This is a genomic window from Spirosoma panaciterrae DSM 21099 (assembly GCF_000374025.1).
In the GTDB taxonomy this organism is placed as follows: Bacteria; Bacteroidota; Bacteroidia; order Cytophagales; family Spirosomataceae; genus Spirosoma; species Spirosoma panaciterrae.
In genome coordinates this window covers 239,908-263,922 of sequence record NZ_KB893206.1, presented here as the reverse complement: position 1 = coordinate 263,922, position 24,015 = coordinate 239,908, and the positions used below count along the sequence as shown (strand labels likewise).

The following is a 24,015-nucleotide window of genomic DNA, read 5'->3' as shown; positions in this document are numbered from 1 at the left end:
GGTGTTCATTGCCTTTGAATTCCTACCCCTAAACCTCCTTTATCTATGAAATCGACTACATACCTTCTGGGTTTTGTCCTCCATATTCTGATCGCAAGTAGGGGATTTGGGCAAGCCGCACCGTCGACATCGAAAGCGCAGAAATTCGACCTTACCTCCCTTAATCCGGGAAGTTACGACGGCAGTTGGTGGAATCGGACCCCGGTTCGGCTGATCCAGACCAATCTGCGCGAAATCGACGCTCTCATGGATACCGACGCGTACGTTCAGTCGATGGTCGATGCGTCGGCTACCGTGGTGATGCTGAACGTGGGCGGTATTGTGGCCAACTACCCCAGCAAACTGACCTACCACTTTGTCAATCAGCATATGAAAGGAGATCTGGTGGGCGACTTGGTCCGTAAACTTCATGCGAAGGGCATAAAAGTCATCGGACGGTTCGATTTTAGTAAAATCAACGAAACGTTTGCCGCTCAAAAGCCCGACTGGCTATATGTAGGCACCAGCGGGCAGCACGTAAATTACAACGGGCAGGTCCACACCTGTATCAACGGTGGCTATCAGCAGAACTACGGATTCGAGATTCTGAAAGAGGCTATTACCCAGTACTCATTCGATGGTATTTTCTTCAACATGATCGGCTACACCACGTCGGACTATAGCGGCACGTACCACGGTATTTGCCAGTGTAATAACTGCCAAAAGCGATTTCACGACGAAACAGGGCTGACGCTCCCCACCAAAGCTGATATGAGCGATCCGGTGTTCCGACGGTACAATACCTTCAAGAAAACTACAGCCGACGAGTTATTCTATAAAACGGGCGAGTTTATCAAAAAGCTGAACCCCAACCTGGTCGTCAACACCTATGCTGATGCCGGAGTGGATATGATCCGTGACGAATCCAGTTCCTGGCTAACCGACAATTACGAGTGGAATTACTCCGGCACCGACCACGTCAAGCGTGTATTGGGGTCATACAAAGACAAAACGCCCAGTAATGTCTTCATTTATTTTCTGGCCATTCCGTTCCGCCATACCGCCACTTCACCAAACATCGGCCGGGTGTGGCTGCTTGGTAATATGCTCAACGGTGCTCCCCTCGATTTCAACGTCATTGGCACGCTCGTAAATCAGGACGACCGCGTATTCATCCCCATCCTGAACGACCTGTACGGCTTTCATAAGAAGCATGAAGCATTCTTTACCAACCTGAAACCCGTGAGTCACGTCGGTCTGCTGAAAGGGTCGGAAAAAGAATACCGGGGAATGATCAAGCTGCTTTCCGAAGAACACATCATGTACGACATCATCGAACCCGCTACCGTCGGCAGCAAAACTGCTCCCCAGCCGTTGCAGGCGTATGATGCCATCCTGGTGGGTGATGTCGCCAATATGTCGGACCAGCTCACGGCTCAACTGGATGAGTATGTGCAGAAAGGCGGAAAACTGCTGGTCACCGGGTTCAGTTCAACCAATGATGAAACAGGTAAACCACTCAAACGTATTCGGCTGAAGTCGTTGGGGGTTTTACCAGACTACGAACTATTTCCGCAAACCAAATCGACCTACCTCCAAATCAGTCAGGCCGACAAAAAAACGCTGGGAGCCGACGGGTTCAAAGACCTCGATTTGTTGATGATGTATTCCGACCTGCTCAACTGCAAGCCCAGCGGATCGGCTCAGTCTTACCTGCGATTAGTACCGAATACCCGCTTTGGCCCGCCCGAAAAATCGTACTTTACTGCCACCGACATTACCGACGCTCCAGGATTAGTAGCCAATACGTATGGGCAGGGCAAAACCGTTTTTATCCCCTGGCGCCTGGGCACCCAATATGAGTTCAAAGGCCATCACGGTCACCGGGCTTTATTTATTGCCGCTCTCCAAACTATCTTACAAACGGCCAGTTCACTCAAAACCAATGCATCACCCCTGATCGAAATGACACATCTGGCCAACCGAAACAGTGCTTTCGAGTGGATCGGTCTGATCAACCACTCAGGTCAAATCGGCGCGTCGCTTCGCGAACCAATCTCCATTCAAAATACACGTGTTCGTTTCAAGCCCGCTAAACCCGTTAAGCAACTAAGACTGATGCGGGCAGGTACCCATTTGCCGTTTACCCAGACCAATGGCTGGGTCGAGTGTATCGTGCCGAAAGTCGATGACTTCGAGATGCTGGTCAGCTTGTATCGATAGCCAAACAAACAAGCCACCTAAAAAAGTAATTTTGTCTTTTCTTCCTTACCCTTATGCCACAGACCCGCATTCTCATTGCCCCTAATGCGTTTAAACACAGTCTTAATGCGCTGGATGCTGCCCTTGCCATTCAGGAAGGATTTCAACAGAGTACGCTCGACTGTACGTGTGAATGCTTCCCCATTGGCGATGGGGGCGATGGAACGGGCGAACTGATGATTCGAAAGCACAACGGCCAGCGGGTTTCGGCCGAAGTCGATGATCCCTTCGGACGAAAAATAACCGCTTCGTTCGGACTCGTCGCCAAGGGCAAAACCGCTATTATTGAAATGGCCAGCGCATCAGGGCTTCATCTGGTTGACCCCAGTGAACTGAACCCCTTGAGGGCTACGTCGTTTGGGACTGGCGAACTGATTAAACTGGCGCTGGATATGGGCGTTACCCAACTTGTTCTGGCCATTGGCGGCTCAGCCACGGTCGACGGCGGCACAGGTATATTACGGGCTTTAGGCATTCGTTTTCTCGATGCATCGGGTAACGATCTTACCGAACCGGGCCGATTTACCGAAATCACAACGATCGATGTTTCGAAACTGGAACCGCGCGTATTTACCTGCGACATTTCTATTCTATGTGATGTCGACAATACACTCCTGGGCGATCAGGGTTCAGCGGCTGTATTTGGCCCCCAGAAAGGCGCTACCCCCGAAGCGGTGCAAACGCTGGATGCCGGGCTGGCTACCCTGGCGAATGTGGCTCAGTCCTTAACGGGCATCGATATGGCCGCTGTTAAACATGGGGGAGCAGCCGGGGGAGTGTCGGCCGGACTTTACACCTTTCTGAAGGCCAAACTGATCAATGGGATTGAGTTTTTCCTCGACTTCACCCGCTTTGACGAAGCGTTAGCGGATGCCGATCTGGTCATTACGGGTGAGGGAAGTATCGACGAACAGACCCTACATGGCAAAGGGCCTTATGGCGTAGCGTTTCGGGCGAAAGCGAAAAATTTACCCGTTATTGGCCTCGCCGGGAAAATACCGCTTGATCAACATGATGGACTAGGTAAGTATTTCGATATGCTGCTGGCCATCGGCAATGGGCCAACCGATTTGCCCACAGCCCTTACGAATACCAGGCAAAACTTAATTCGAACAGCGCAACAGCTAGGTAACCTATTGAAAACCAGACAATAAAAATGCAGTAAATAAGCTACATATACTTTGTTACGAGTTGATTGTCTATATAAACCAAAAAGCCCGATCGCTAATCGACCGAACCCTATTCACAACAACAGTAACATTTAATCAACCTTTTGACGTTAAATAAAACTTTTAGTCACACAAAAGCAGAAAAAAATTTCAATATTATCTGTTCAATTCAAAACGTGCTGGGCGCAAAGGCTGTATATTTTCTCACGGCTTCGCTTCAGCCGCATTTTCACCGCACTGGGTTTCAGATCGTATAACTGGGCAATTTCGTCAATACTCATACCATCCTCATACTTCAACCGGAGCAGGGCCCTTTCTTTTTGAGAAAGCTTATCCATAGCCTGTTTCACAATATGAAGGGTTTCTTCATGCAAGTGTGTTTCTGTCGACTCAGCTCTATTTTCTTCCAGTTCTTCTTCGATGGCCGTTGTCGGCAGCCGTTTAGCCAGTCGCAACTGATCCGAGCAATAATTAAACGCAATGGAATAGAGCCAGGTCGAAAAGCTTGATCGCTCCTGAAACGCATCAAGTTTATTGAATACCTTTATAAAAATGTCATGTGTAAAATCCTGAGCCTGGTCAGCATCTTTGGTCATTGATAAACAACGACGATAAACCTTATTAACATATCGATTATAAAGTGTTTCAAAACATTGATTCGGCTGCGATGGTAAACATTGACGAAGTAGTTCTTCATCAGTCAATGAAGTGAACATGCGTTAGGTTAAACAACAAGTTTAGTGTACACTAATTATAAAATCTAAATTTAAGTATGTGTGATTTTATTCTTTAGATCAAAAAAGCCCTTCTGAGTAACAATTTATTTACTGAGCGGTGTATATCTACTTATTACACCAATTATCGGCAGGTTCTCAGTTACATTTATCAAACAAAACCTCCCAATAGTACAAAAGCCAAACGAGGCTCCTGGCGCTTCATTTGGCTTTCGTACTATTGGAGGGTTATCGGATTTATTCAGGTAGGTGACCCGTTTCTTCTGTCTGTCCTACGTACACTTTTTCCTTAACAAAGGCTGTCGCAATGAGATAAAGGACCAAATTAACAGCCATCAGTTCAACAAAGAACCAGTAATAATTGGCCCCTTCGAACCGGGAGAAAAACCCTTTGTTCGCAATACTCTGGTTGACGAAGGACACAAATAAGTTACCTGCCGAAATCACCAGCAGGTAGAACGACGACATCAGGCTTTTAATGGCTTTGGGCGAATGGGTATACGCATACTCCAGGCTCGTTACCGACACTAGTACTTCACTGGCCGATAACACCAGATAAGCCAGAATTTGCCACCAGACCGTTGGGTGCTGGCCGGCATCGATCCGCTCCTGCAACTGGGCAATAATAACAAACGACACTCCCGCCAACAGAAAACCTACCCCCATTTTCCGAAGTGGAGTAACCTTTACGCCCAGTCGCTCCAGCAACGGATAAACCCCGTAGGTGAAAACAGGAATCATAGTTACCAAAAAGAAGGGATTCACAGTTTGAACCTGTTCGGGCAGCACGGTAAACCCATCCACCAGGGTCAGGTCGAGCTTGGTGGCCTGCAATACCCACTCCGACAGGTTCTGATCCCAGAGCGCCCAGAATACCGGAATAAAAATAAAGACGGAGAGCACCCGCCCCATAGCTCCCAGGTTCTCTTTCCACATCTGCACATCGGCCAGCGCATTTTTCAGACCAATCGGCGGCACTTTAACGTAGCGATCACGACCCAACCAGAAAATCAGAGTAGCCAACGCCATCAGGATACCCGGCACACCAAAGGCAACACTGGCTCCATACGTAGCATACAAATACGGAATGAGCATAGTCGCGATGACCGACCCCGAATTGATACTAAAATAAAACCATCCGTATATTTTCGACATCAGGTGCTGATTCGACTGATCGAACTGGTCACCCACATTGGCCGATACACAGGACTTAATTCCACCCGCACCAATCGCAATCAGCAGCAACCCATACGTAAACCACTCCAGGTCCGTATCGAACAGCGCCAGAAACAAGTGCCCTACGCAATAGATCATCGACACGTACAGAATCACTTTGTACTTTCCGAAAAACCAGTCGGCCACCAGTCCACCGATCAACGGCATGAAGTAAGCCAGTGCTACGAAAAAATGAACCTGGTCATTTGCCTTGGCTTCAGCCACCGATTGCAGCGCCGGATTATGCGTGGGGTTAAAAAACTGGGCTACCAGAAACGTACTAAGAATGGAGCGCATGCCGTAGAAACTGAACCGTTCGGCAGCTTCGTTGCCAATAATAAAAGGGATACTCCGGGGATATGTAGCAGCAGATTTTGCGTCGGTTTGAGCTGGTGTAGCTTCCATTCAGTTTTGAGAATCGATTAGTTTGCCAAAGAATATGGGTAAATAACGAAAAAATAGCTGTAAATATACCCTCATCCCCGAAAAGTGGCAAGCCGCATCAATACGACGGATCGTATGCCCACGTATCATCAAGTGGTGCATTTCCGGTTAATCCCGTTGTCACATACCCTCTCGAACCGACCGAAAAACCAACGGCTTTAGACCGGGAAGCCCCTTCAAACGAGCCTTTTATCGCCCAGGAATCCGTACCGGGCGTATAGGCTAGCACATTGTTTATGGTTGTAGTACCCGTTACGACATAGCCTGTCCCATTAATCGTGAAACTGACCCCATACGAACTGGAAGGTATGGATGCGGGCAAACTTTGCCGTTGAGTCCAGGTATCCTGGTCCATATCGTATTGCCATAAATCGTTGCGATTGTTTCCGCCCGAACTGCCCATACCTACATACACCAGGTTATTGACCACAAAGGCTACAGCCCCTACACGAGCCGTATTACTAAAGTATTTTCGCTGTGTCCAGATGTTGGCCGAAGGGTTATAGCGCCAAAGATCAGCCCGTTCACTCCCATCAAAACCCAATCCAATAAAGCCAACGTCATACAGGCTGAAGCCAACTGCCGATCTGCGGGAGGTTCCGCTAAAGTCGGCCACGCGCTGCCAGGTGTTGCTATAGGTATCATACGCATACATATCCCGAAACATGTTGCCCTGTGCATCGGCCCCAGTACCCAGATACCCCTTCGTCCCAATGGCAAAACCAACGGCTTCGCTTCGGCCTTTTCCGGGAAATGCTGCTTTCTGCGTCCAGGCGTTACTGGCTGGATCATACGCCCAGAAATCGGTAAGTGCATTTTTCGATGCATCCTGCCCGGTGCCCAGGTAAGCTACGCTGCCAATAACAAAACCAGTTGCTCCGGAACGGCCGACGCCCTCCAACGCTGATTTTGCCGTCCAGTCTCCCAAGGTGGTATTTACTGACGTCATTTCTGTACAGCCGTCCAGCAGACTCAAAAGGCCGACGCCTATACACATCCATAGAAGCTTGATTTTCATGTATTGAACAGGCTTTTTAGGTAAAAAGAACGATTTTCTGCTGATGAATCGTTGGTCAACAGACCAACTTACCCTATTTTGAGCCAACGTTTCGTCATTGTTTTCTTCGTTGCCGTCTCTTACTGGATTCCAGCATGCTTCTTCCCTTCGACTTCCGGAAAGACCCGTATTTGATTCTCGACTTCTCCGCTACCAATCCCGATCTTGCCAGCCTCAATTTAACCGATACAGCTGTTTTTACCGACTACGTTTTTAGTAAACTGAAAGCCGCTGGTGTTCAGGTCGGTGTAGGCGGTTATAATGAACACCGGGTCATTTACCGTCGGAGTCCTCATTTTAACGATGCTGAAGCCGAACCCCGCGAGATTCACCTTGGTATCGACCTTTGGGCGAATGCCGGTACACCCGTTTTTGCCCCGTTGGACGGTATCGTTCATAGTTTTCAGGACAATGCTCATTTTGGCGATTATGGGCCGACGATCATTCTGGAGCACCATGATCTGGCTTCTGGGCCGCTTTACACTCTCTACGGGCATATGACCCGCCAATCGCTGGAAGGGTTGTATGAAGGGAAATCGTTTAATGCTGGTGATAAACTGGGCGAGATAGGCCCCTACCCCGAAAACGGCGACTGGCCCCCGCACCTGCATTTTCAACTCATGACCGACATGCTGGGGCTGAAAGGGGATTTCCCCGGTGTGTGCTCAGTAGCTGATCGGGCGAAATTCCTGGCTATTTGCCCCAATCCGAACGAGCTGCTGCAAATCGACGGCTTGTGAATCAACAAGTTGATTGGAGGCCATCAGAAATGCATCAGCCAGTCCAACGTTTCCTTTGGATCAATGATAGACCATGAATGCGGGTTTCTGTTTTTTTGTTGTTTTCGATAGCCTTTGCCGGATGTGGGCACAAAAACGGCGTTCATATTTCCAGTGGTTCGTAGATAATTGATCAGGCCAACACAGTCAATCGTATTCAAATCATACAAATCCCGATTCCGTTCTGTTAGTTGCCAGACCAGATCAGGCTCACTAATCAGTCTGATGGGCATATTTTTTAACAGATCAGCGTTGCTATTCATGGTATCGGCACGGCAATAGGGAGCTAAGGCAACATACTGCGAAAATTTTCGGGTTGGCGGTCCGCCAAATTCTTTGTCCATCCGATCTATCAGAAAACTGGCTTCATTGACGGCTACAGCTACTTTACCGTATTTCCGCTGGTGCAAGGCAGCCTCATAAAATCGCACAAAATCCAGCGGTGGATCACCTGCAAACACCGCATTCGGTTTAGGTAAAGCAGCATGAGCACTAGCGCGTTCGGCGTACCGAACGGCACCGCTTCCGCCTAACGAGAAACCACCCAGATAAAGCTTTTTCCCTGCGAGTTTGTAGCGGTCCTGGATTTCTCTGATTACCTCACCTATGGTCTGTTGAGAAGCCTCATCAATGTAAAAGGATTGCCAGCCTTGTTGGAGTGTAATAATAGCCGTTACAAGTCCCCGTTGCGTAGCTTCTTTTGGCAACTCTGTTTCAACATAGGCAGACTCGGGCAGCTCACCAAAACCGGGCAGAAGAACTAAAAGCCCTTTGGGGGTTCCAACAGGCTCAACCGTTACATAATAGTTGGCAGAGCTATCTTTTGTATTGCGAAATGTTGTTCCGGTTTTCTGCGCACAGACAAAACCCGGAACAATAAATAGTAAGCTAAGCAGCGTGGTAGCTTTCATAGTGAGTATCCTTGACCGATCGGTAAAACGAACCGAGACTGTAACCTGTTGAAAACGCTTAATGATTATTTCGTCAGAAACTCGACTACAGCTTTGGCGAATTCGGGCGTCCGCATGGCACCGCCGTGATTTCCCGGTACAATGACCAGCCGTGAACCCGGAATGGCATCGACCAGCGTTTGCGGATCACCATTGTCCATATCCTGATCCCCGTTCACGACCAATACCGGAATCCTGATTTTCGCCAGCTCGGCTTTGGTAGTTACAGGTTGAAACTCCTGTAAACGCGCCAGTACCACCGTATCGGCCCCGGCTTTCTTGGCATTATCGACGGCGGGTTGCAGTTCAGGGTGGCTTCCGGGCTTCGTTAAGGCTTCGAAGAAATTCCGACGTCGAATCCAGTTGGGGTCCGAAAAATCGACACTGATGCCTCCCATAACCGCCCGGCGCACCTGTTTATCCATCGTCAGCAATTTGGCCGTCAGGATGGCTCCACGTGAATAGCCTACTACATCATAGTTCTTCAAACCGAGGTGCTTCATCAACGCCATCACATCCTTCAACTCGGTGTTATCGCGGTAGGCTTCGGCTGCATGGGGCTTGTCGGACAGGCCATTGCCCCGTAAATCGAGCGTCACCACTTTAAAACCGGCATCGGCCAGGGTCTGCCGTACCGCCGACCGTTTCCAGCTTTCGCTGGTGCTGATAAAGCCATGTATGAGTACAACCGGCTTGCCTTCACCCAGAATATCGTAGTGGATTTTTGTACCATCGAACGAGGTAAAGAGCGGCTCCCGATTCGATTGAGCCTGGCCCAGTACAGCGATTAGCAAACAAACAGACAGAAGTAGTGATTTCATACAGGCAACACCGTTGGTTATCTCGCTCATAAGATGATTATCTTCATCAGGAACAGGCCAATAAGCCTAACCTTTCGGCATTCTACCGGGTTATCCCTATGAAAACCAACAACTCAACCGTATGAAAACGATATTCGATTATCCCGTCGCAACGGACACAGGCGTCATTGGCTCCCGAATCGACCGGATTGACCCTGACATTTTCCGAAACCAGAATGACCCCGCCGTCGACGAGAAAGATGAGGTGGATGAAAACGGGGCCGACGAGGAATTATACGATGAACCCCTCGATGAAGATGGGGATCCAACGGGTGAACATGATCATCATCAGGACGACAATTATGCCTTAGGTGGCCATGTGACACGTTCGGGCTCCTAACCAACACGTCCTGAAAAGTATCCAGAAGTTCTTAAGACGATACGAACCAATCATTCGATGAATACAAATAACAACACATATAATCCTGCCGACGACGACAATCAGGGCGTTGTGCAGGTACTGGCGCAAAGCGAAGCGTCGAACACGGGCGTTCCTCAGGATAGCCCATTACGGGCCATCACCGCATCAGGTCCCGAACCAGAGAAAGCCGAAGTGGCCGACCCAGATGGAGACCCGGGCATAAACGACGATCTGCTGGCAGAAGAAACCGTAGAAAAGGGCGAGGTTGAACTGGAGAATGAAGAATGAATGCCAAAGCGTTAGCTCATCTCGTTATCCGGCTCGGCCTGGGGATTAACATGCTCATGCATGGCCTTGTACGCATTCCCAAGCTAGGCGCATTTGTGGCGAAAACGGAGGCTGGTTTTGCAAATACAATGCTGCCCTCTTTACTCACAAAAGCCTTTCTGTATACCCTGCCCTTTGTTGAACTGACGGTTGGTATTTTGATCCTGGTCGGTGGTCAGATCGGTAAATGGGGCTATTTTTTGGGCGGATTGACGGTCAGTGCCCTCCTGTTCGGTACTACCCTGAAAGAAGATTGGACTACGGCCGGAAATCAATTAATTTATATCATTGCTTTCTACCTAGCGCTCAGTGGCTTGGAAGAATCTGGGCCAAACCGATTCCGTTAATTCCTAAAACCATTACAACGGTCGTTCAGCTTGGGGAGTCTGTAAACGAAACAAACCAAGTGTATAATGCAATCAACGTTCATGGTAATCGCCGTTTTGGCAGGCAGTTTATTCACCTTTTCAGCTTGTAATCAGGACAACGTACCCCTCCAGCCCGGACTGCCGTATCAATCCTCGTTTCAGGCTGGCTCGGATGGATGGTCGGCCGGGATTACAGATTTTGGAAAGGCGCAGGAAAACAGCATGGAGTTTAAAGCAGCGTGGAAAGGGCTGCCTGCCCCGTTGGATACGACTCGTAAATCGCTTATGCTATCGAGCATGAATCGGAGTGATGATGCTTTCATGTTCATCAAAAAGAAAGTGGTTGGTTTACAGCCCAACAAGGAGTATAAGCTGGTGTTCACTATTGAACTAGCCTCCCAGTATGGCGAAAACTCAATTGGCATTGGGGGATCGCCGGGAAGCAGTGTCTTCCTCAAAGCCGGAGCTTCTGTGGTTGAACCTGTAAGTGTGTTGAAGGACGATTTCTATTCGCTCAACCTCGATAAGGGTGCGCAGAATAATGATGGGAAAGATGCCATTCGGTTGGGCAATATCGCTACCACCGACGACAAAGAAGGCTACTCGCTCATTACCCGTACGAATGCCGATAAGCCTTTCAGCGTAACCACCAACGACAAAGGAGAACTCTGGCTGCTCATCGGCACGGATTCGGGTTTTGAAGGCCTAACAACCCTGTATTACAGCAAAGTAAATGTGCTGTTCCAGTAGTACCCATTTCTATTCAATTGTCACCCATGCCTCTACGAATCTGTAAGGGCATGGGTGTTTTTTTATAGATCGTCTGATTGTGAGGTGATGTCGGTTTTATGAAACCAGCCTATTGAGGTATTCAGCACACTCTGCAGCCAGGTATCGGCACTCAAAACGTTGCTGAGATGCCGAGGAGCCGTTCAATGTTGAAACGGGATTTGGAAACAGCCATAAGCAGATAGGCTATTGGTAGAAAATAGACCTGAAATAACGGAAAGTTTCCGATATTTGTCCAGCCTGCCCGGAACGTACCTATCCGGCAAATTGTTAAAAATACATTGCACTGGTTCTTTCTACCAGTCAATTAACCGAGACTATGAGCAAGGACGTTGAAATTTTAGAGAGTATTACCAACGCCGAGTATAAGTATGGATTCGAGACGTTGATTGAGGCCGATGAAGCCCCTCCAGGTCTTGATGACGATATTATCCGTTTTATTTCTGCGAAGAAACAGGAACCTGAGTGGCTGCTCGAAAGTCGGTTGAAAGCATTTCGGATGTGGCAGGAAATGACGGAGCCTACCTGGCCTAATGTTCATTATCCCAAAATCGACTATCAGGCGATCAAGTATTACTCTGCTCCCAAGCAAAAGAAAACCGTTAATTCGCTCGACGAAATCGATCCCGAATTACTGGACACCTTCAATCGGCTCGGTATTTCGCTGAGCGAACAGAAACGGCTGGCGGGGGTTGTCGATGAGCCCCAGGGCGATCGGCCACGCGTAGCGGTCGATGCTGTCATGGACTCTGTGTCGGTAGCAACGACCTTCAAAAAAGATCTGGCCGAACGGGGAATTATTTTCTGCTCGATCACCGAAGCCGTACATGAACACCCCGAACTGGTCAAAAAATACCTGGGATCGGTGGTTCCTGCCAAAGACAATTACTTTGCCGCTCTGAACGCAGCCGTCTTTACCGATGGATCTTTCTGCTACATTCCGAAAGGTGTTCGTTGTCCAATGGAGCTGTCGACCTATTTCCGCATCAATGCAGCCGGAACGGGGCAGTTCGAACGGACGCTGATCATTGCCGACGAGGGTTCGTACGTGAGCTATCTGGAAGGCTGTACAGCCCCAATGCGCGACGAAAATCAGCTCCATGCGGCTGTCGTTGAACTGATTGCCCATGCCGATGCCGAAATCAAATACTCGACCGTACAGAACTGGTATCCGGGCGATAAAGACGGGAAAGGTGGTATTTACAACTTCGTAACCAAACGCGGTATCTGCGATGGCCCGAACGCCAAAATTTCGTGGACGCAGGTTGAAACGGGTTCGGCCATCACCTGGAAATACCCCTCGGTCATTCTGAAAGGCGATAACTCCATCGGTGAGTTCTATTCGGTGGCCGTTACCAACAACATGCAGCAGGCCGACACGGGGACCAAAATGATCCACATTGGTAAAAACACCAAAAGCCGGATCGTATCGAAAGGGATTTCGGCGGGTAAAAGCCAGAATTCGTACCGGGGTCTGGTGGAGGTGATGAAGCGTGCCGAAAATGCCCGTAACTACTCGCAATGTGACTCGTTGTTGCTGGGTGATAAATGCGGAGCACACACGTTCCCGTATCTGGAAGTAAAAAATCCAACAGCCACCGTCGAGCACGAAGCGACAACGTCAAAAATTGGTGAAGATCAGTTGTTTTACTGCAACCAGCGCGGCATTCCAACCGAACAGGCGGTAGCCCTGATTATCAACGGGTACGCCAAAGAAGTGCTGAATCAGTTGCCAATGGAGTTTGCCGTTGAAGCCCAAAAACTACTCGCCATTAGCCTGGAAGGCAGCGTTGGGTAATAAACAGAAATCGCTATATGAAAAAAGCCCCTGCAAAACAGCAAGGGCTTTTTTCATGCTCGGCCCATCTGGTCACAGTTGGGAAGTTATTTGATCAGCGTTCCTATAACCTTGCCCACACTGCCATTCGGCTCCAGAATTTTAAGCAAAGCGGCCAGGGTAGGAGCCGTATCGGCCACAGACGTACGCGCAAACGTTTCGCCCGGCTTAACCCCCCACCCATAAAACAACAGCGGAATGTGCGTATCGTAGGCATAAGGCCCACCGTGACTTGCTGCAATCGAACCCGCCATCCACCCCGGTTCGATCACAAGCTGAATATCTCCGCTACGCTTGGCATGCGTTCCATTTTTGTAGAGGGTCAACTGATAATCGTTAAGACTGGCGGTTCCCAGTTCATGTAGGTTAACAACATTGGCGACCCCGTCTGTATTTCGTGTAACGTCGCGCATAACCTGGCAGACATCCTGTACGGTAATCTTCTTTGCGCGCAACACATCATGATTCAGGTAAAACTGATAATTGTCCGATGTACGGATATAATCACCGTCGCCAAACGCGGTAGTCAGGGCGGCTTTAATCGCCGTATTGATCGCCCCAATATTCAGTCGACCCGCAGGCAGATGATGGTCTTTCCACAAATCGACCACATCCATTACCCCGTGGTCGGCGGTTAAAAAAAACAGATAGTTCCCTTTACCAACCCAACCATCCAGAGCCGTCAGCAGATCGGCCAGATCGCGGTCGAGCCGGAGATAAATATCCTCTTCTTCTACCGAATTCGGGCCGAAAGCATGGCCAACGTAATCAGGCGTTGAAAAACTAATCGCCAGAAAATCGGTTGCCTCACCCTTACCCAGGTTTTCATGCGTCAAGGCTTCAAGGGCTATTTCTTTCGTAATCGTATTGCCATGCGGGGTGCTGGCTATAATCCCAAACACATCTCCCGACTGCCCGGCCAAATCGTAGGGGAACACCGACTTTTGTGCGCCCGGCAGTTTATACTCATACCGCTGGTCGTCGGCCGTACTCTCGGTATACTGCTCGATCGGCAGCAGGGTTTGCCAGCCCGACTTCATCAATTCGGCCGGTCGTTTTTTGCTGTTATAGGCACTTACCCATTGGGGTAGTTCGGTGCGATAGAATGAGCTGGTAATCCAGTTGCCTGTCTTGCTATCAAACCAGTATGCGCCGTTGGCCGTATGACCAGCGGGTAAAATTGCCCCCCGATCTTTGAGCGCAATACCAATGGTTTTGGACTGGTAGTTGGTAGCGATCCGTAACTGATCGGTAATCGTACTGACCATCAGGTTTTTAGGCGACATGCTTCCCGCTCCGGCATTGGTAGTCCCTACGGCTTTTACCGTACTGTCTTCTACGCAATACACTCGTCTGCCCGATCGCTGATCGTACCACTCATTCCCAACAATACCATGCATAGCGGGCTGCGATCCGGTGTAGACCGAAGCATGCCCCGCTGCTGTAACCGTGAGGGCATAGTGATAATGGTGATCCCGGCACGTAAACCCCTCACGCAGCAGCCGTTTAAAACCACCGTCAGTATATTTATTGTAATAGCGATACCAATAGTCGTAACGCATTTGATCGACAACTACGCCAACCACCAGTTTAGGTCGCGTAATTAACTGGGGGCTAGTTGAAGCCTTTGACATCGGGCTGACAGGCTGAGCTATCAAACAGGCTGGAATCAGACAAAAAAGAAACGCGAACCGGATCATAAAAAATAGGAAAACGATTATCTGGAGCGATTGCGATTTTAACAACCCCTCCCCTGAACTTCAGAGAAGGTGCTTAAAACAGAAATTAGTAAAGTCCCTCCCCTGATTTCAGAGGAGGGATTTAGGATGGTGTGGACACTACGGAGCGGTATTGAGTTCGGTAAGACGAGGGAGAGTAGCTTTATCCCCCTTGCTGAACTAGAAAGAATAGGTGAGTGACGCCCAGAAACTTCTTGGCAGAATGATCCGGCCAATCTGTAAGGAGCCGGTTTCGAAATTTCCATTTTGGAGGAACTGGTCACCGCGCACATTGCCTTCGGTCAATCCTCGGCTATTTAGCAGATTATCGCCCCAAACACGCAGATTGACAGCCTTCAGAAGCCGGTAATCGACTCCCACCGACAGCTCGTTATATCCCCCTAACTGATATACGTTACTGGGCGAACTCCACCGTTTGCCGATGTGCCGGATACTGGCAAAGAGGTCTGTCTTTTTATAGGTGTATGTTGCCGAAAGCTCAAGCAGTGCGTCTGGAATCCGTTCGGCTTTGTTACCCGACCAGACAAACGGTTTGCCAGCCAGATCGGCCCGTGCCGTCGATGGGGCTACGACTTCATAATTGGTGTACTTGCTATTCTGGAAGGTAGCCACAAACCGGAAATTCAGGTTGGGCTTTGGCATGTAGGTGGCTTCGATCTCCGCACTCAGATTCCGGCTCGATGCAAAGGTTGGAATCGTAATGAACGACCCTTTCGTGTCAGGAATCAACATACTGGACGAGATATTGGTCAGACTCGCGTAAATCAGCGAACTAAACAGCGAAAACTTCGGCATGTTGACTTTGTAGCCCGCTTCGGCCATGAATACCCCCCGATCTTTCACTCCGGCCGGATCGAAGTTAAAGTTGGCATAGTCCCCAATCGTGAGCGCGCTGTATGTACGGGTAGACCGGGCAAAAAGCGCATGCTGCTCATTAATTTTATAGTTCAAGCCGAGCGAAACCGTAGCATAGGTATTGTTTTCGTCGAACGGGGTATAATTGCTGTAAGGCGCTACATTTTGCAAACGCTGTCCTTTGATGCGGAAACGATCCATCCGCAACCCCAGATCGACGGTCCAGTTACCCCAGTTCACCTCATCGGAAGCCCAGGCTGAAGCCGTGGTCGTTGTGCCCTTCCGATAGGTCGAAATAGTCACATTGGAAAACCCATTGCCCTGATCGGTATTTACCAGCAGAATTCGGGGCTTATCCACTATTTCGGTATTGAACGCAGCCCCAATGGTGAGCATATCGATATCATACGTATGAATACCGGCCCCGATTGATAGGGCATGGTTCCTGATCTGCTTGGTTATATCCAGATTGTCGGCAAATTGCTTATCGGCATTGGTCGTAGCCGTAAGCGACTGGCCCGTGTAGTATCCGGTTGGATTAACCAGTTGCTGACCGCCCAGATAATAATACTTGGCGTCACTTCGATAGGCCGATGCCGCCGTCACGATAGCTCCGTTGAAGCTACCATCCGTTTTCTGGTACCGCAGATTGTTTTTGATCGTCCACTCATTTTGCGTAGTATGTTTAAACTCGACCCCTCCTGCCAGTGACTTTGTATGGAAACCATCGGCCAGGTCATAATTATACGTAATCCCATTGGGCGCTTTCACACTGACCTTTGTATCGCGGGTAGCCAACGTCTGGGTCAGCAGATCGAACGAAGGTAGCGCCTTCCCTACTCCTGAGCCATCATAACTGTAGTAGGCTGGCACCAGCCATGAGGTTTTGTCGTTCAGGTATTTACCATATACTCGGATATAACTGTTGGGCTTAAACTGATACGTCAGGTTAGCTTTTAGCTGGCCTCCGTCGTTAGCGCGATACGAAGGCGGGCGAATGCCATCATCGGCCCGATAGAAGCCCCCTACATTGAATTTTAGTTTAGGAGCCAGAGGGCCGCCCAGATTAAAGTCGAATCGATTGGCATTCTGCGACAAACCGCGTGTAACTTTCACTTTCCCCGACAATCGGTCAGTACCCGTATTCGAAATCACGTTGATCAGCGCCCCCGGCGTATTCGCCAGCAAAATAGCCGCGTGACCACCCCGAACGGCCTCTACCGTTTTTACGGTTAAGTCAACTTTATAGTATTGATCGGCCGATGGGATGCTGCTGAAGCCGGTTGGCAATACGGGCAGTCCATCTTCCATCACACCCATAAATACGTACCCACCACCGGGCAGTCCACGCACTCGCACGCTACCAGGCCCATCGCCCCCACTAGCCTCCGGCGACAGCCCCGGAATGGCTTTGAGCATATCAGTACTGTTGAGGGGCGGCCGCTGGCTAAGCTGTTTGGCATTAACCGTTGAAATCGCGACACTGGACTCTATTTTCTTTTTAGGTGAGCCACTGGAGGTAACAATGACCTGTTCTAACTGTAAGTTATCTTCCTGTAAAGTCAGTTCAAGCTGAACATCATTTGCCCCAACAGCCACATCCTTTTTTAACGTAATGAATCCAATACTGCTCAAACTGAGTGTGTATATACCTTCAGGAATGTTGTTGAAGGCGAACGTTCCGCTCTGATCGGTCACCTGGCCCATATTCTGGTAACTGAGCATAACGGTCGTTCCGATCAGCGGTTCACCTTTGGCATCAGTCACCCGTCCCGAAATTTTGTGATTGGCTTTGGGAGCTTCTTTCGTCACATTGGTTGCCGGAGCTTCTGATTTAGGGGCTGGGGTTATAATGATCAGTTTACCCGAAACCCGATAATTCAACTCCAGAGGGGTCAGTAGTTCTTCAAGTACCCTGACCAGGGGTTGCTGTTCGGCATGAATACTAACTTTTCGATCAGCCTGAATGAGCGTCCCGCTGAACACAAAACGGGCTGTCACCTGTTTTTCGAGATGCGACAGCAACGTTTCTACGTTCTGTTTTTGTGAATGGAAGGTTACTTTCTGTTGCAATACCTCCTGGGCTTTACCATCAATGGCATAAGCACCGCTCACAAACGATACAATAAAAATGAATTGAGTGAGCGATAGGCGCATAAGGGTCAGGACTATTTGGAAGTATAGTCGTTTTTTCATTGTTTTGGCTTTGTATTAAGGTGAAAATTTTGATACAGCAAGCCCCGTCATCTTTATAGAAGATGTTCGATCAGGCAAAAAGTGGCGGGGAATCAGACATAGGGCACCGGTGCTGGAACCACTGGTGCTCTTTTGTGTTGAAAAGGCAGGATTACGCTACAGGCATAGGGAAAATACAGGGGAGAAAGGGTAGACAACTCATTGATAGATTCTCATTTACAACCTTTACTATCGACTACAATCTGCCCATCCAGTACTTCATAATGGGCTCCGATAGCTTCGCAGATCACGGTTAGTTTTTCGAAAAGTGGCTGATCGGTCAGGGTGGCCGTCAATGGGCAATGGCTCAGCACCTCTTTATCGAACAAAATATCGACCTGATACGCCTGCTCCAGTTCCGTCAACACCTCTGAAATCGGCGTATCCTTAAATTGAAAGGTCGGAACCTGGCTGGCAGAAGGCACAATTTCTGGTGTATCCCGGAGGGTTTTGACCATACGATCCTGCTCCCGTTCAAAAATAACTTTCTGGTTAGCCGTTAAAATCAGCCCTGTTAGCTCCCGGCTCGCTTCCAACTGGTGCGATGGGCTGTTTGCCGCTTCCATTACCGACACCCTCCCCTCTTTCACCTCCACAATTGTCCGGGCCGATCGGTCGGGGGCCCTGACAATAAAGCTAGTACCCAACACCTTCGTAACCAACTCATTGGCATATACCAGAAAGGGGCGTTTCGCATCTTTAGCCACGTCGAAGAAAGCCGTTCCCGATAAGTACACCTGTCGTTTACTGGCCGAGAACTGAGCCGGATAGCTCAGCCGGGCATTTGGTTCGAGGGTTACTTTGCTGCCATCTGCCAGCCGAATAAGCTGCCGGGTACGGGTATGGTTCGTATGTTCGGTAAGCGACTGCCCCGCTACCCGCTGATCGTAAGCGCTTTTGGGCGATTGAGCCAGCCACAACCAGCCCGCAACACCCAGCACCAGAACAACACTAGCAGCCCGTAAGAGCCATCCATACTGCCCCCTGAACGAGATGATTTTGGGTGCTGGCGACTCTTCTTCAACCGTGAACTTACCAGCGCTGGACTCTTTACTGGCGCGTGCTCTGGCAATCAACTTCTGGATTTCAAGATCAATTTCTGAATCGCTCAGTTGGCTTTCATAACGCCGATAAACACTTTGAAGCAATGTTCTGGCTCGTTCAATTTCCTGGGTTTGCTGCGGATGCTGTGCAAGAAAGGTATGCCAAAAGGTTTCTTCATCGGGAGACGGATACCGCACCCAACGCTGAAAACGCGCATCCAATACAAAATCTTCAAGGCAATAGTCGGCGTAGTGGTCCATCGTAGCAAAGGCTTCTACCATACATAGGCAGCCTTTGGCAGGGAATAATCAAAAAAAATCAGATTTTTTTTCAACGACTGGACCAGACCTGAAAAGATACCCTTACAACCTGCTTTTCAACTCCTGCACCGTTCGGTAAAGCAAGTTGGCTACGGCAGGCCTTGAAATAGACATTACCTGCGCGATAGCCTCATTTTCAAGCCCTTCGTAAAATTTAAGATAAATAATTTCCTGCTGCCGTTTGGAGAGTGTAGCCAGATGCCGGTTCAGTTGCTGTAGCTGTAAATGATGCGTTTCGCCTTCAATGATCTGCTGTTCGATGGAAAGTTCGCCCAGACCATCGGCTTCAAAATCCAGTTCCTCTTCACTGGTAAGCCATTGGTGTTTAAGACTTTCCCTGTAAATCTTCCGCCGAAGTGATTTTAGCAGATAGAATTTAACGAACTCCGTATCGCCCAGGGTTTCGCGCCGATACCAGAGTTCCATAAATAAATCCTGCAAACAATCCTTGACGAACTCGCGGTCTTTTGAAAACTTTGCTCCGTAGCTGAACAAACTTTTATAATACCGCTGGGCAATCTGACCAAACGCCAACTCATCGCCCCGCCGAAAGGCGTCCCATAGCTCAGTATCAGGTACGTCAGAACGAACAGGGCTTGTCATAATGCATCATCAAAGGGCAGTGTAGGCTTTAATGACAGGCAATATTACAGATTTTTCCCGCTATCATTCAAATTACCTTTATCTACTTTCTCCCTGAACCCTATCGGCCAAAAACCCTCAGAAAGTCGGTGGTAGCCTGATTAAAAAGAATTTGAGGGCGTCTTTTATCAAAAAAAATCTGAATTTTACCGCATGAAACTTTTCCGCTTCGGCTTACCCGACCACGAACACCCTGGCGTTGTATTACCTACCGGCCAGCACATTGATGTCACCCATTTTGGTGAAGATTATGACGAATCGTTTTTCGCCAGCAACGGCCCCGAACGGCTCGCTCACTGGCTAACGGCGCATGCCCATACCTGCCCGGAGGTGACACCCGACCGCTTTGGCCCTTGTGTCAAGCGACCTTCCAAAATCGTATGCGTTGGCCTGAACTACGCCAAACACGCAGCAGAAACCAATGCCCCCGTACCAACAGAACCCATTCTGTTTTTCAAATCAACTACGGCACTATCGGGGCCAAACGATACCATTGTGATCCCGAAACGCTCCGAAAAAACCGACTGGGAGGTTGAACTGGCGATCATCATCGGCAAACGAGCCAGCTATGTCGAACTGGACGACGCTTTCGATTACATCGCGGGTTATGCTGTTCATAACGACTACAGCGAACGCGCCTGGCAACTGGAGCGCAACGGCCAATGGGTAAAAGGCAAAAGTGCTGACACCTTTGCTCCACTAGGCCCCTATCTGGTTACGAAAGACGAAGTGCCTGAACCCAATAACCTACCGCTCTGGCTGAATCTGAACGGGGAGGAATTGCAGAACTCGAATACCGACGACATGATTTTTAACGTACCAACGCTGGTTAGCTACATCAGCCAGTTCATGACGTTGCTCCCTGGTGATGTGATCTCGACAGGTACGCCAGCCGGTGTCGGTATGGGTCTGAAACCCCAGCGTTTCCTCAAACCAGGCGACGTCGTTGAATTAGGCATCGAAGGGCTGGGCTCACAAAAGCAAGTAGCTGTTAGTTTTCAATGACCATCGATTCGCACCAGCACTTCTGGCATTTCGACCCCGTCCGCGATAGTTGGATAACGGATGATATGGCCGTCATCCAACGCGATTTTCTGCCGGCCGACCTGGAACCTGTGCTCAAAGCCAACGGCATCGACGGTTGTGTAGCAGTTCAGGCATCCCAGTCGGAAGAAGAAACGCTGTTTCTGGTCAACATGGCCCAATCCTACGACATCGTGAAAGGCGTTGTTGGCTGGGTCGATTTACAGTCGGAGCAGCTAAAGAATCGCCTGACGGTTTTATCGGAACATAGCCAGATCAAAGGATACCGCCACGTTGCTCAGGCCGAACCCGACGATTTTCTGGCCCGACCTGCCGTGATCGAAGGCATCCGTCAACTGGCTGAGTTTGGCCTGACCTACGATATTCTGATTTATCCCAGCCAGTTAAAAGCCGCGCTGCAACTGGTACGCGCGGTACCGGAGGTCAACTTTGTGATCGACCACCTGGCAAAGCCGTACATTACGAAAAAGGAAATCAATCGCTGGTCGAATTACATGACCGAGATTGCCCACCACCCGAATGTTTCCTGCAAACTGTCGGGCATGGTGACCGAAGCAGACTGGCACAACTGGAGCAAGCAGGATTTTTTCCCGTATCTGGATGTGGTATTTGAGCAGTTTGGTCCGGATCGGCTCCTGTTTGGGTCCGACTGGCCGGTTTGTCTGGTAGCTGCCAATTATACTCAGGTCAAAACATTGATCGAAGAGTACGTAGCACCCTGGGGCGACGAAGTACGGGCTAAAGTTTTTGGTGCGAATGCCGTGTCGTTTTATCGGTTGAGCTAAAAAATTAAAACACAGAGCTACACGGAGGAGATAGGGAGATTCACAAAGGTTTATTTTTCTCAGTGAACCTCCATGATGTCTTCGTGTAGCTCTGTGTAACAATTAATTACCACCAATTGTATGGATTGTTTTGTTGGGGTTGATGTCGGCACCACAAATGTAAAAGCCATGGCTATGCCTGCCGATCTGAGTCAGATTCTGGCCCATGCATCGGCCCCGCTGACAATGCTGAACCCTGAGCCCGGCTATGCCGAACAGGACCCCAACGAAATCTGGTCAGCATTTGTACAGGTTATTGCGGAAGTAGTTCAGGAAACGGCCAAAGGTGGGCATACGATCACCCATCTGGCCTTCTGTACCGCTATGCACAGCCTCCTGCCGATGGACGATGACGGAAAACCCCTGGGCAACGCCATCCTCTGGTCCGATAACCGCGCCGAAGCGCAGGCTACCGAACTTCGAACTACAAAAGCCGATTTAGGCAAGTCGATCTATCAGGAAACGGGAACGCCGTTGCATCCGATGATTCCACTCTGCAAACTGGCCTGGTTACGCGAACATGATCCACGTATGCTCCGCCGGACCGCTCACTTTGGGTCCATCAAAGAGTTTTTGTGGCATAAGCTTACCGGCGCGTTCGAAGTCGATTTTTCGATTGCGACCGCTACCGGGCTGTTCAACGAAAGCGCCCGGGAGTGGAGCAAAATAGCCCTCGATTATGCCGGTGTCCGCCCCGACCAGCTTTCACCCCCTGTACCAACCACCTACCAGCGCACGTATCAGCCAAATTCCAGCTCTCGGTCTACCAATTTACCCGCTGGCGTTTCGCTGCTGATTGGGGCATCGGATGGGTGTCTGGCCAATTTGGGCGCAGGAGCCATCAAACGCGGTACGGCCACACTGACGATCGGTACGAGTGGGGCCATTCGCCAAACCGTTCGAAAACCCCTCCGTGATGCCCAGATTCGCCTGTTCTGTTATTATCTGGACGAAGGCCATTATGCAGTGGGCGGACCGACCAACAACGGCGGGAATGTGCTGGAATGGGTTTCCGAAAAACTTACCCAGCAGGAAACAAAAGCGGTTTTGGAAGAAGCCGCTACAATCGATCCCGGCTCCGACGGGTTACTGTTCCTCCCCTATCTGCAAGGAGAACGGGCTCCGTTATGGGATGCTTCGGTACGTGGGGCTTACCTCCACGTCGACTGGCAGCATACGCGGGCGCATTTTGTACGGGCGGCACTGGAGGGCGTTCTCTTTAACCTGCTCAGCATTAACGAGCTCCTGACCGAATTTACAGGTCCAGCCCGTGTTATTCATGCCAATGGTGGATTTGCGCAATCGACCCTGTGGGTGCAGATGCTGGCCGATATGGCTGGCGTACCCGTTCGGTTGAATGCCAGCAATGAGAGTGGCTCGATGGGCGCTATCTTGCTGACCATGAAAGCCATTGGACTAGTCAAAACATTAGAAGAAGCCGCCGAACGCGTGGCCTTTGGACAAACCTTTGAGCCGGATTTACATCGACACAAAGTGTACCGGACAGCATTCAAAAAATGGCAGGATGCGTTGGCTCGTCTATGATTTTTTCTGACAGGATTTACAGGATTAACATGATTTTTATTCATTTGAAATCATGTTAATCCTGTAAATCCTGTCAGAAAAAAATTACTGAGCACGGGCAAATAACCACGACTCTTCTTCGTGACCATTTAATCGAACGCTGCGTTCATAATGCATGCCCAGCTTTTCAAGCAGCCGGATCGAATTGGTATTCTGCGGATCAACCACCCCCACGATACGGCTCGCGTTTAGCTCATTACGGGCAAAATCCAGCACAATAGTGGCGGCTTCCAGGCCATAGCCCTTACCAATGTGCTCAGGCAGATAAGCGAACCCGATGTCCATATCTTCCAGCGTATCACGCTTGAATAAGCCGCACATTCCGATAGGCAGCCCCGCTTCTTTTAGCCTGACCAGATAGGGCCCAAAGCCATGTTGTTCATAGCTCCGCAGAGGCCCTTCCAGAATATACTGCCGGGCATCACCAAGCGTCCGAACGCCCCGATCACCTATAAACCGAAGCCAGGCTGGGGTATTCAGCAACTCCAGAATGAAGGGTGCGTCCTCGACCGTGAACTTTTGAAGTAATAGGCGATCGGTTTCAAACATATCTGTAACGCGGCTGGGAAGCCGTGGTTATTCTGGCTAGGCTGCGGC

At 49.7% G+C, this 24,015-nt stretch carries 21 protein-coding genes; 11 read left to right on the top strand and 10 right to left on the bottom strand.

The annotated features are described in order from the left end of the window. Nucleotides 1-45: 45 nt before the first annotated feature. Together B153_RS0125915 and B153_RS0125910 are read left to right on the top strand one after the other, a co-directional pair. Nucleotides 46-2,202, top strand: a complete 2,157-nt coding sequence (locus tag B153_RS0125915; protein ID WP_020599666.1) for a hypothetical protein — start codon at nt 46-48, stop codon at nt 2,200-2,202. A 53-nt stretch (nt 2,203-2,255) separates the two neighbouring features. Continuing rightward, nucleotides 2,256-3,395, top strand: coding sequence for a glycerate kinase (locus B153_RS0125910; protein WP_020599665.1), 1,140 nt, complete (start codon nt 2,256-2,258; stop codon nt 3,393-3,395). Between the two features lie 179 nt (nt 3,396-3,574). Here B153_RS0125910 and B153_RS35905 read toward each other — a convergent pair whose 3' ends face one another. The 3 genes from B153_RS35905 to B153_RS0125895 form a co-directional block, all read right to left on the bottom strand. After that, on the bottom strand, nt 3,575-4,126 hold the full coding sequence (locus tag B153_RS35905; protein ID WP_026262461.1) for an RNA polymerase sigma factor: 552 nt from the start codon (nt 4,124-4,126) through the stop codon (nt 3,575-3,577). Between the two features lie 255 nt (nt 4,127-4,381). After that, nucleotides 4,382-5,764 carry a POT family MFS transporter gene (locus B153_RS0125900; RefSeq protein WP_020599663.1) on the bottom strand — a complete coding sequence of 461 codons (1,383 nt, stop codon included), beginning with the start codon at nt 5,762-5,764 and terminating at the stop codon, nt 4,382-4,384. Between the two features lie 97 nt (nt 5,765-5,861). After that, entirely contained in the window at nt 5,862-6,821 is a 960-nt protein-coding gene (locus B153_RS0125895; protein WP_245564950.1) for a Kelch repeat-containing protein, read from the bottom strand. A 134-nt stretch (nt 6,822-6,955) separates the two neighbouring features. Here B153_RS0125895 and B153_RS0125890 point away from each other — a divergent pair, with 134 nt between their 5' ends. Beyond that, nucleotides 6,956-7,600 carry a peptidoglycan DD-metalloendopeptidase family protein gene (locus B153_RS0125890; protein ID WP_020599661.1) on the top strand — a complete coding sequence of 215 codons (645 nt, stop codon included), beginning with the start codon at nt 6,956-6,958 and terminating at the stop codon, nt 7,598-7,600. A 23-nt stretch (nt 7,601-7,623) separates the two neighbouring features. Here B153_RS0125890 and B153_RS0125885 read toward each other — a convergent pair whose 3' ends face one another. Both B153_RS0125885 and B153_RS0125880 read right to left on the bottom strand, forming a co-directional pair. After that, a complete protein-coding gene (locus B153_RS0125885; RefSeq protein WP_020599660.1) occupies nt 7,624-8,550 on the bottom strand; it encodes a hypothetical protein in 927 nt (308 codons plus the stop codon). 65 nt (nt 8,551-8,615) lie between these two features. Continuing rightward, complete coding sequence (locus B153_RS0125880; protein ID WP_157634857.1) at nt 8,616-9,410, bottom strand: alpha/beta fold hydrolase; 795 nt, start codon at nt 9,408-9,410, stop codon at nt 8,616-8,618. A 121-nt stretch (nt 9,411-9,531) separates the two neighbouring features. Here B153_RS0125880 and B153_RS0125875 point away from each other — a divergent pair, with 121 nt between their 5' ends. From B153_RS0125875 to sufB, 5 genes are all read left to right on the top strand, one after another. Continuing rightward, complete coding sequence (locus B153_RS0125875; RefSeq protein ID WP_020599658.1) at nt 9,532-9,789, top strand: hypothetical protein; 258 nt, start codon at nt 9,532-9,534, stop codon at nt 9,787-9,789. A gap of 57 nt (nt 9,790-9,846) precedes the next feature. Further along, entirely contained in the window at nt 9,847-10,098 is a 252-nt protein-coding gene (locus B153_RS0125870) for a hypothetical protein (RefSeq protein WP_020599657.1), read from the top strand. Then, nucleotides 10,095-10,484, top strand: a complete 390-nt coding sequence (locus tag B153_RS0125865) for a hypothetical protein (protein ID WP_020599656.1) — start codon at nt 10,095-10,097, stop codon at nt 10,482-10,484. Before B153_RS0125870 ends, B153_RS0125865 begins: the two co-directional genes overlap by 4 nt. A gap of 66 nt (nt 10,485-10,550) precedes the next feature. Further along, on the top strand, nt 10,551-11,255 hold the full coding sequence (locus B153_RS0125860) for a hypothetical protein (protein ID WP_020599655.1): 705 nt from the start codon (nt 10,551-10,553) through the stop codon (nt 11,253-11,255). 358 nt (nt 11,256-11,613) lie between these two features. Further along, nucleotides 11,614-13,092 carry a Fe-S cluster assembly protein SufB gene (gene sufB, locus B153_RS0125855; protein WP_020599654.1) on the top strand — a complete coding sequence of 493 codons (1,479 nt, stop codon included), beginning with the start codon at nt 11,614-11,616 and terminating at the stop codon, nt 13,090-13,092. An 86-nt stretch (nt 13,093-13,178) separates the two neighbouring features. Here the strand turns inward: sufB and pafA are convergent, their stop codons facing one another. The 4 genes from pafA to B153_RS0125835 form a co-directional block, all read right to left on the bottom strand. Continuing rightward, nucleotides 13,179-14,831 (bottom strand): alkaline phosphatase PafA, encoded by a 1,653-nt coding sequence (pafA, locus tag B153_RS0125850; RefSeq protein ID WP_020599653.1) that lies wholly within the window; start codon nt 14,829-14,831, stop codon nt 13,179-13,181. Nucleotides 14,832-15,029: 198 nt separating this feature from the next. After that, the gene (locus B153_RS0125845; protein ID WP_026262459.1) at nt 15,030-17,921 is read right to left on the bottom strand and encodes a TonB-dependent receptor; all 2,892 of its coding nucleotides are present in this window, start codon (nt 17,919-17,921) and stop codon (nt 15,030-15,032) included. Nucleotides 17,922-18,133: 212 nt separating this feature from the next. Next, entirely contained in the window at nt 18,134-19,285 is a 1,152-nt protein-coding gene (locus B153_RS0125840) for a FecR family protein (RefSeq protein WP_020599651.1), read from the bottom strand. An 81-nt stretch (nt 19,286-19,366) separates the two neighbouring features. Then, the gene (locus B153_RS0125835; protein ID WP_020599650.1) at nt 19,367-19,927 is read right to left on the bottom strand and encodes an RNA polymerase sigma factor; all 561 of its coding nucleotides are present in this window, start codon (nt 19,925-19,927) and stop codon (nt 19,367-19,369) included. Between the two features lie 192 nt (nt 19,928-20,119). Here B153_RS0125835 and B153_RS0125830 point away from each other — a divergent pair, with 192 nt between their 5' ends. The 3 genes from B153_RS0125830 to B153_RS0125820 all read left to right on the top strand — a co-directional run bounded on the left by B153_RS0125830 (nt 20,120) and on the right by B153_RS0125820 (nt 23,379). Continuing rightward, on the top strand, nt 20,120-20,971 hold the full coding sequence (locus B153_RS0125830; RefSeq protein WP_020599649.1) for a fumarylacetoacetate hydrolase family protein: 852 nt from the start codon (nt 20,120-20,122) through the stop codon (nt 20,969-20,971). Then, complete coding sequence (locus tag B153_RS0125825) at nt 20,968-21,795, top strand: amidohydrolase family protein (RefSeq protein WP_020599648.1); 828 nt, start codon at nt 20,968-20,970, stop codon at nt 21,793-21,795. Before B153_RS0125830 ends, B153_RS0125825 begins: the two co-directional genes overlap by 4 nt. A gap of 120 nt (nt 21,796-21,915) precedes the next feature. After that, complete coding sequence (locus B153_RS0125820; protein ID WP_020599647.1) at nt 21,916-23,379, top strand: gluconokinase; 1,464 nt, start codon at nt 21,916-21,918, stop codon at nt 23,377-23,379. Between the two features lie 84 nt (nt 23,380-23,463). Here B153_RS0125820 and B153_RS0125815 read toward each other — a convergent pair whose 3' ends face one another. Next, the gene (locus tag B153_RS0125815; RefSeq protein ID WP_020599646.1) at nt 23,464-23,967 is read right to left on the bottom strand and encodes a GNAT family N-acetyltransferase; all 504 of its coding nucleotides are present in this window, start codon (nt 23,965-23,967) and stop codon (nt 23,464-23,466) included. Nucleotides 23,968-24,015 lie beyond the last annotated feature (48 nt).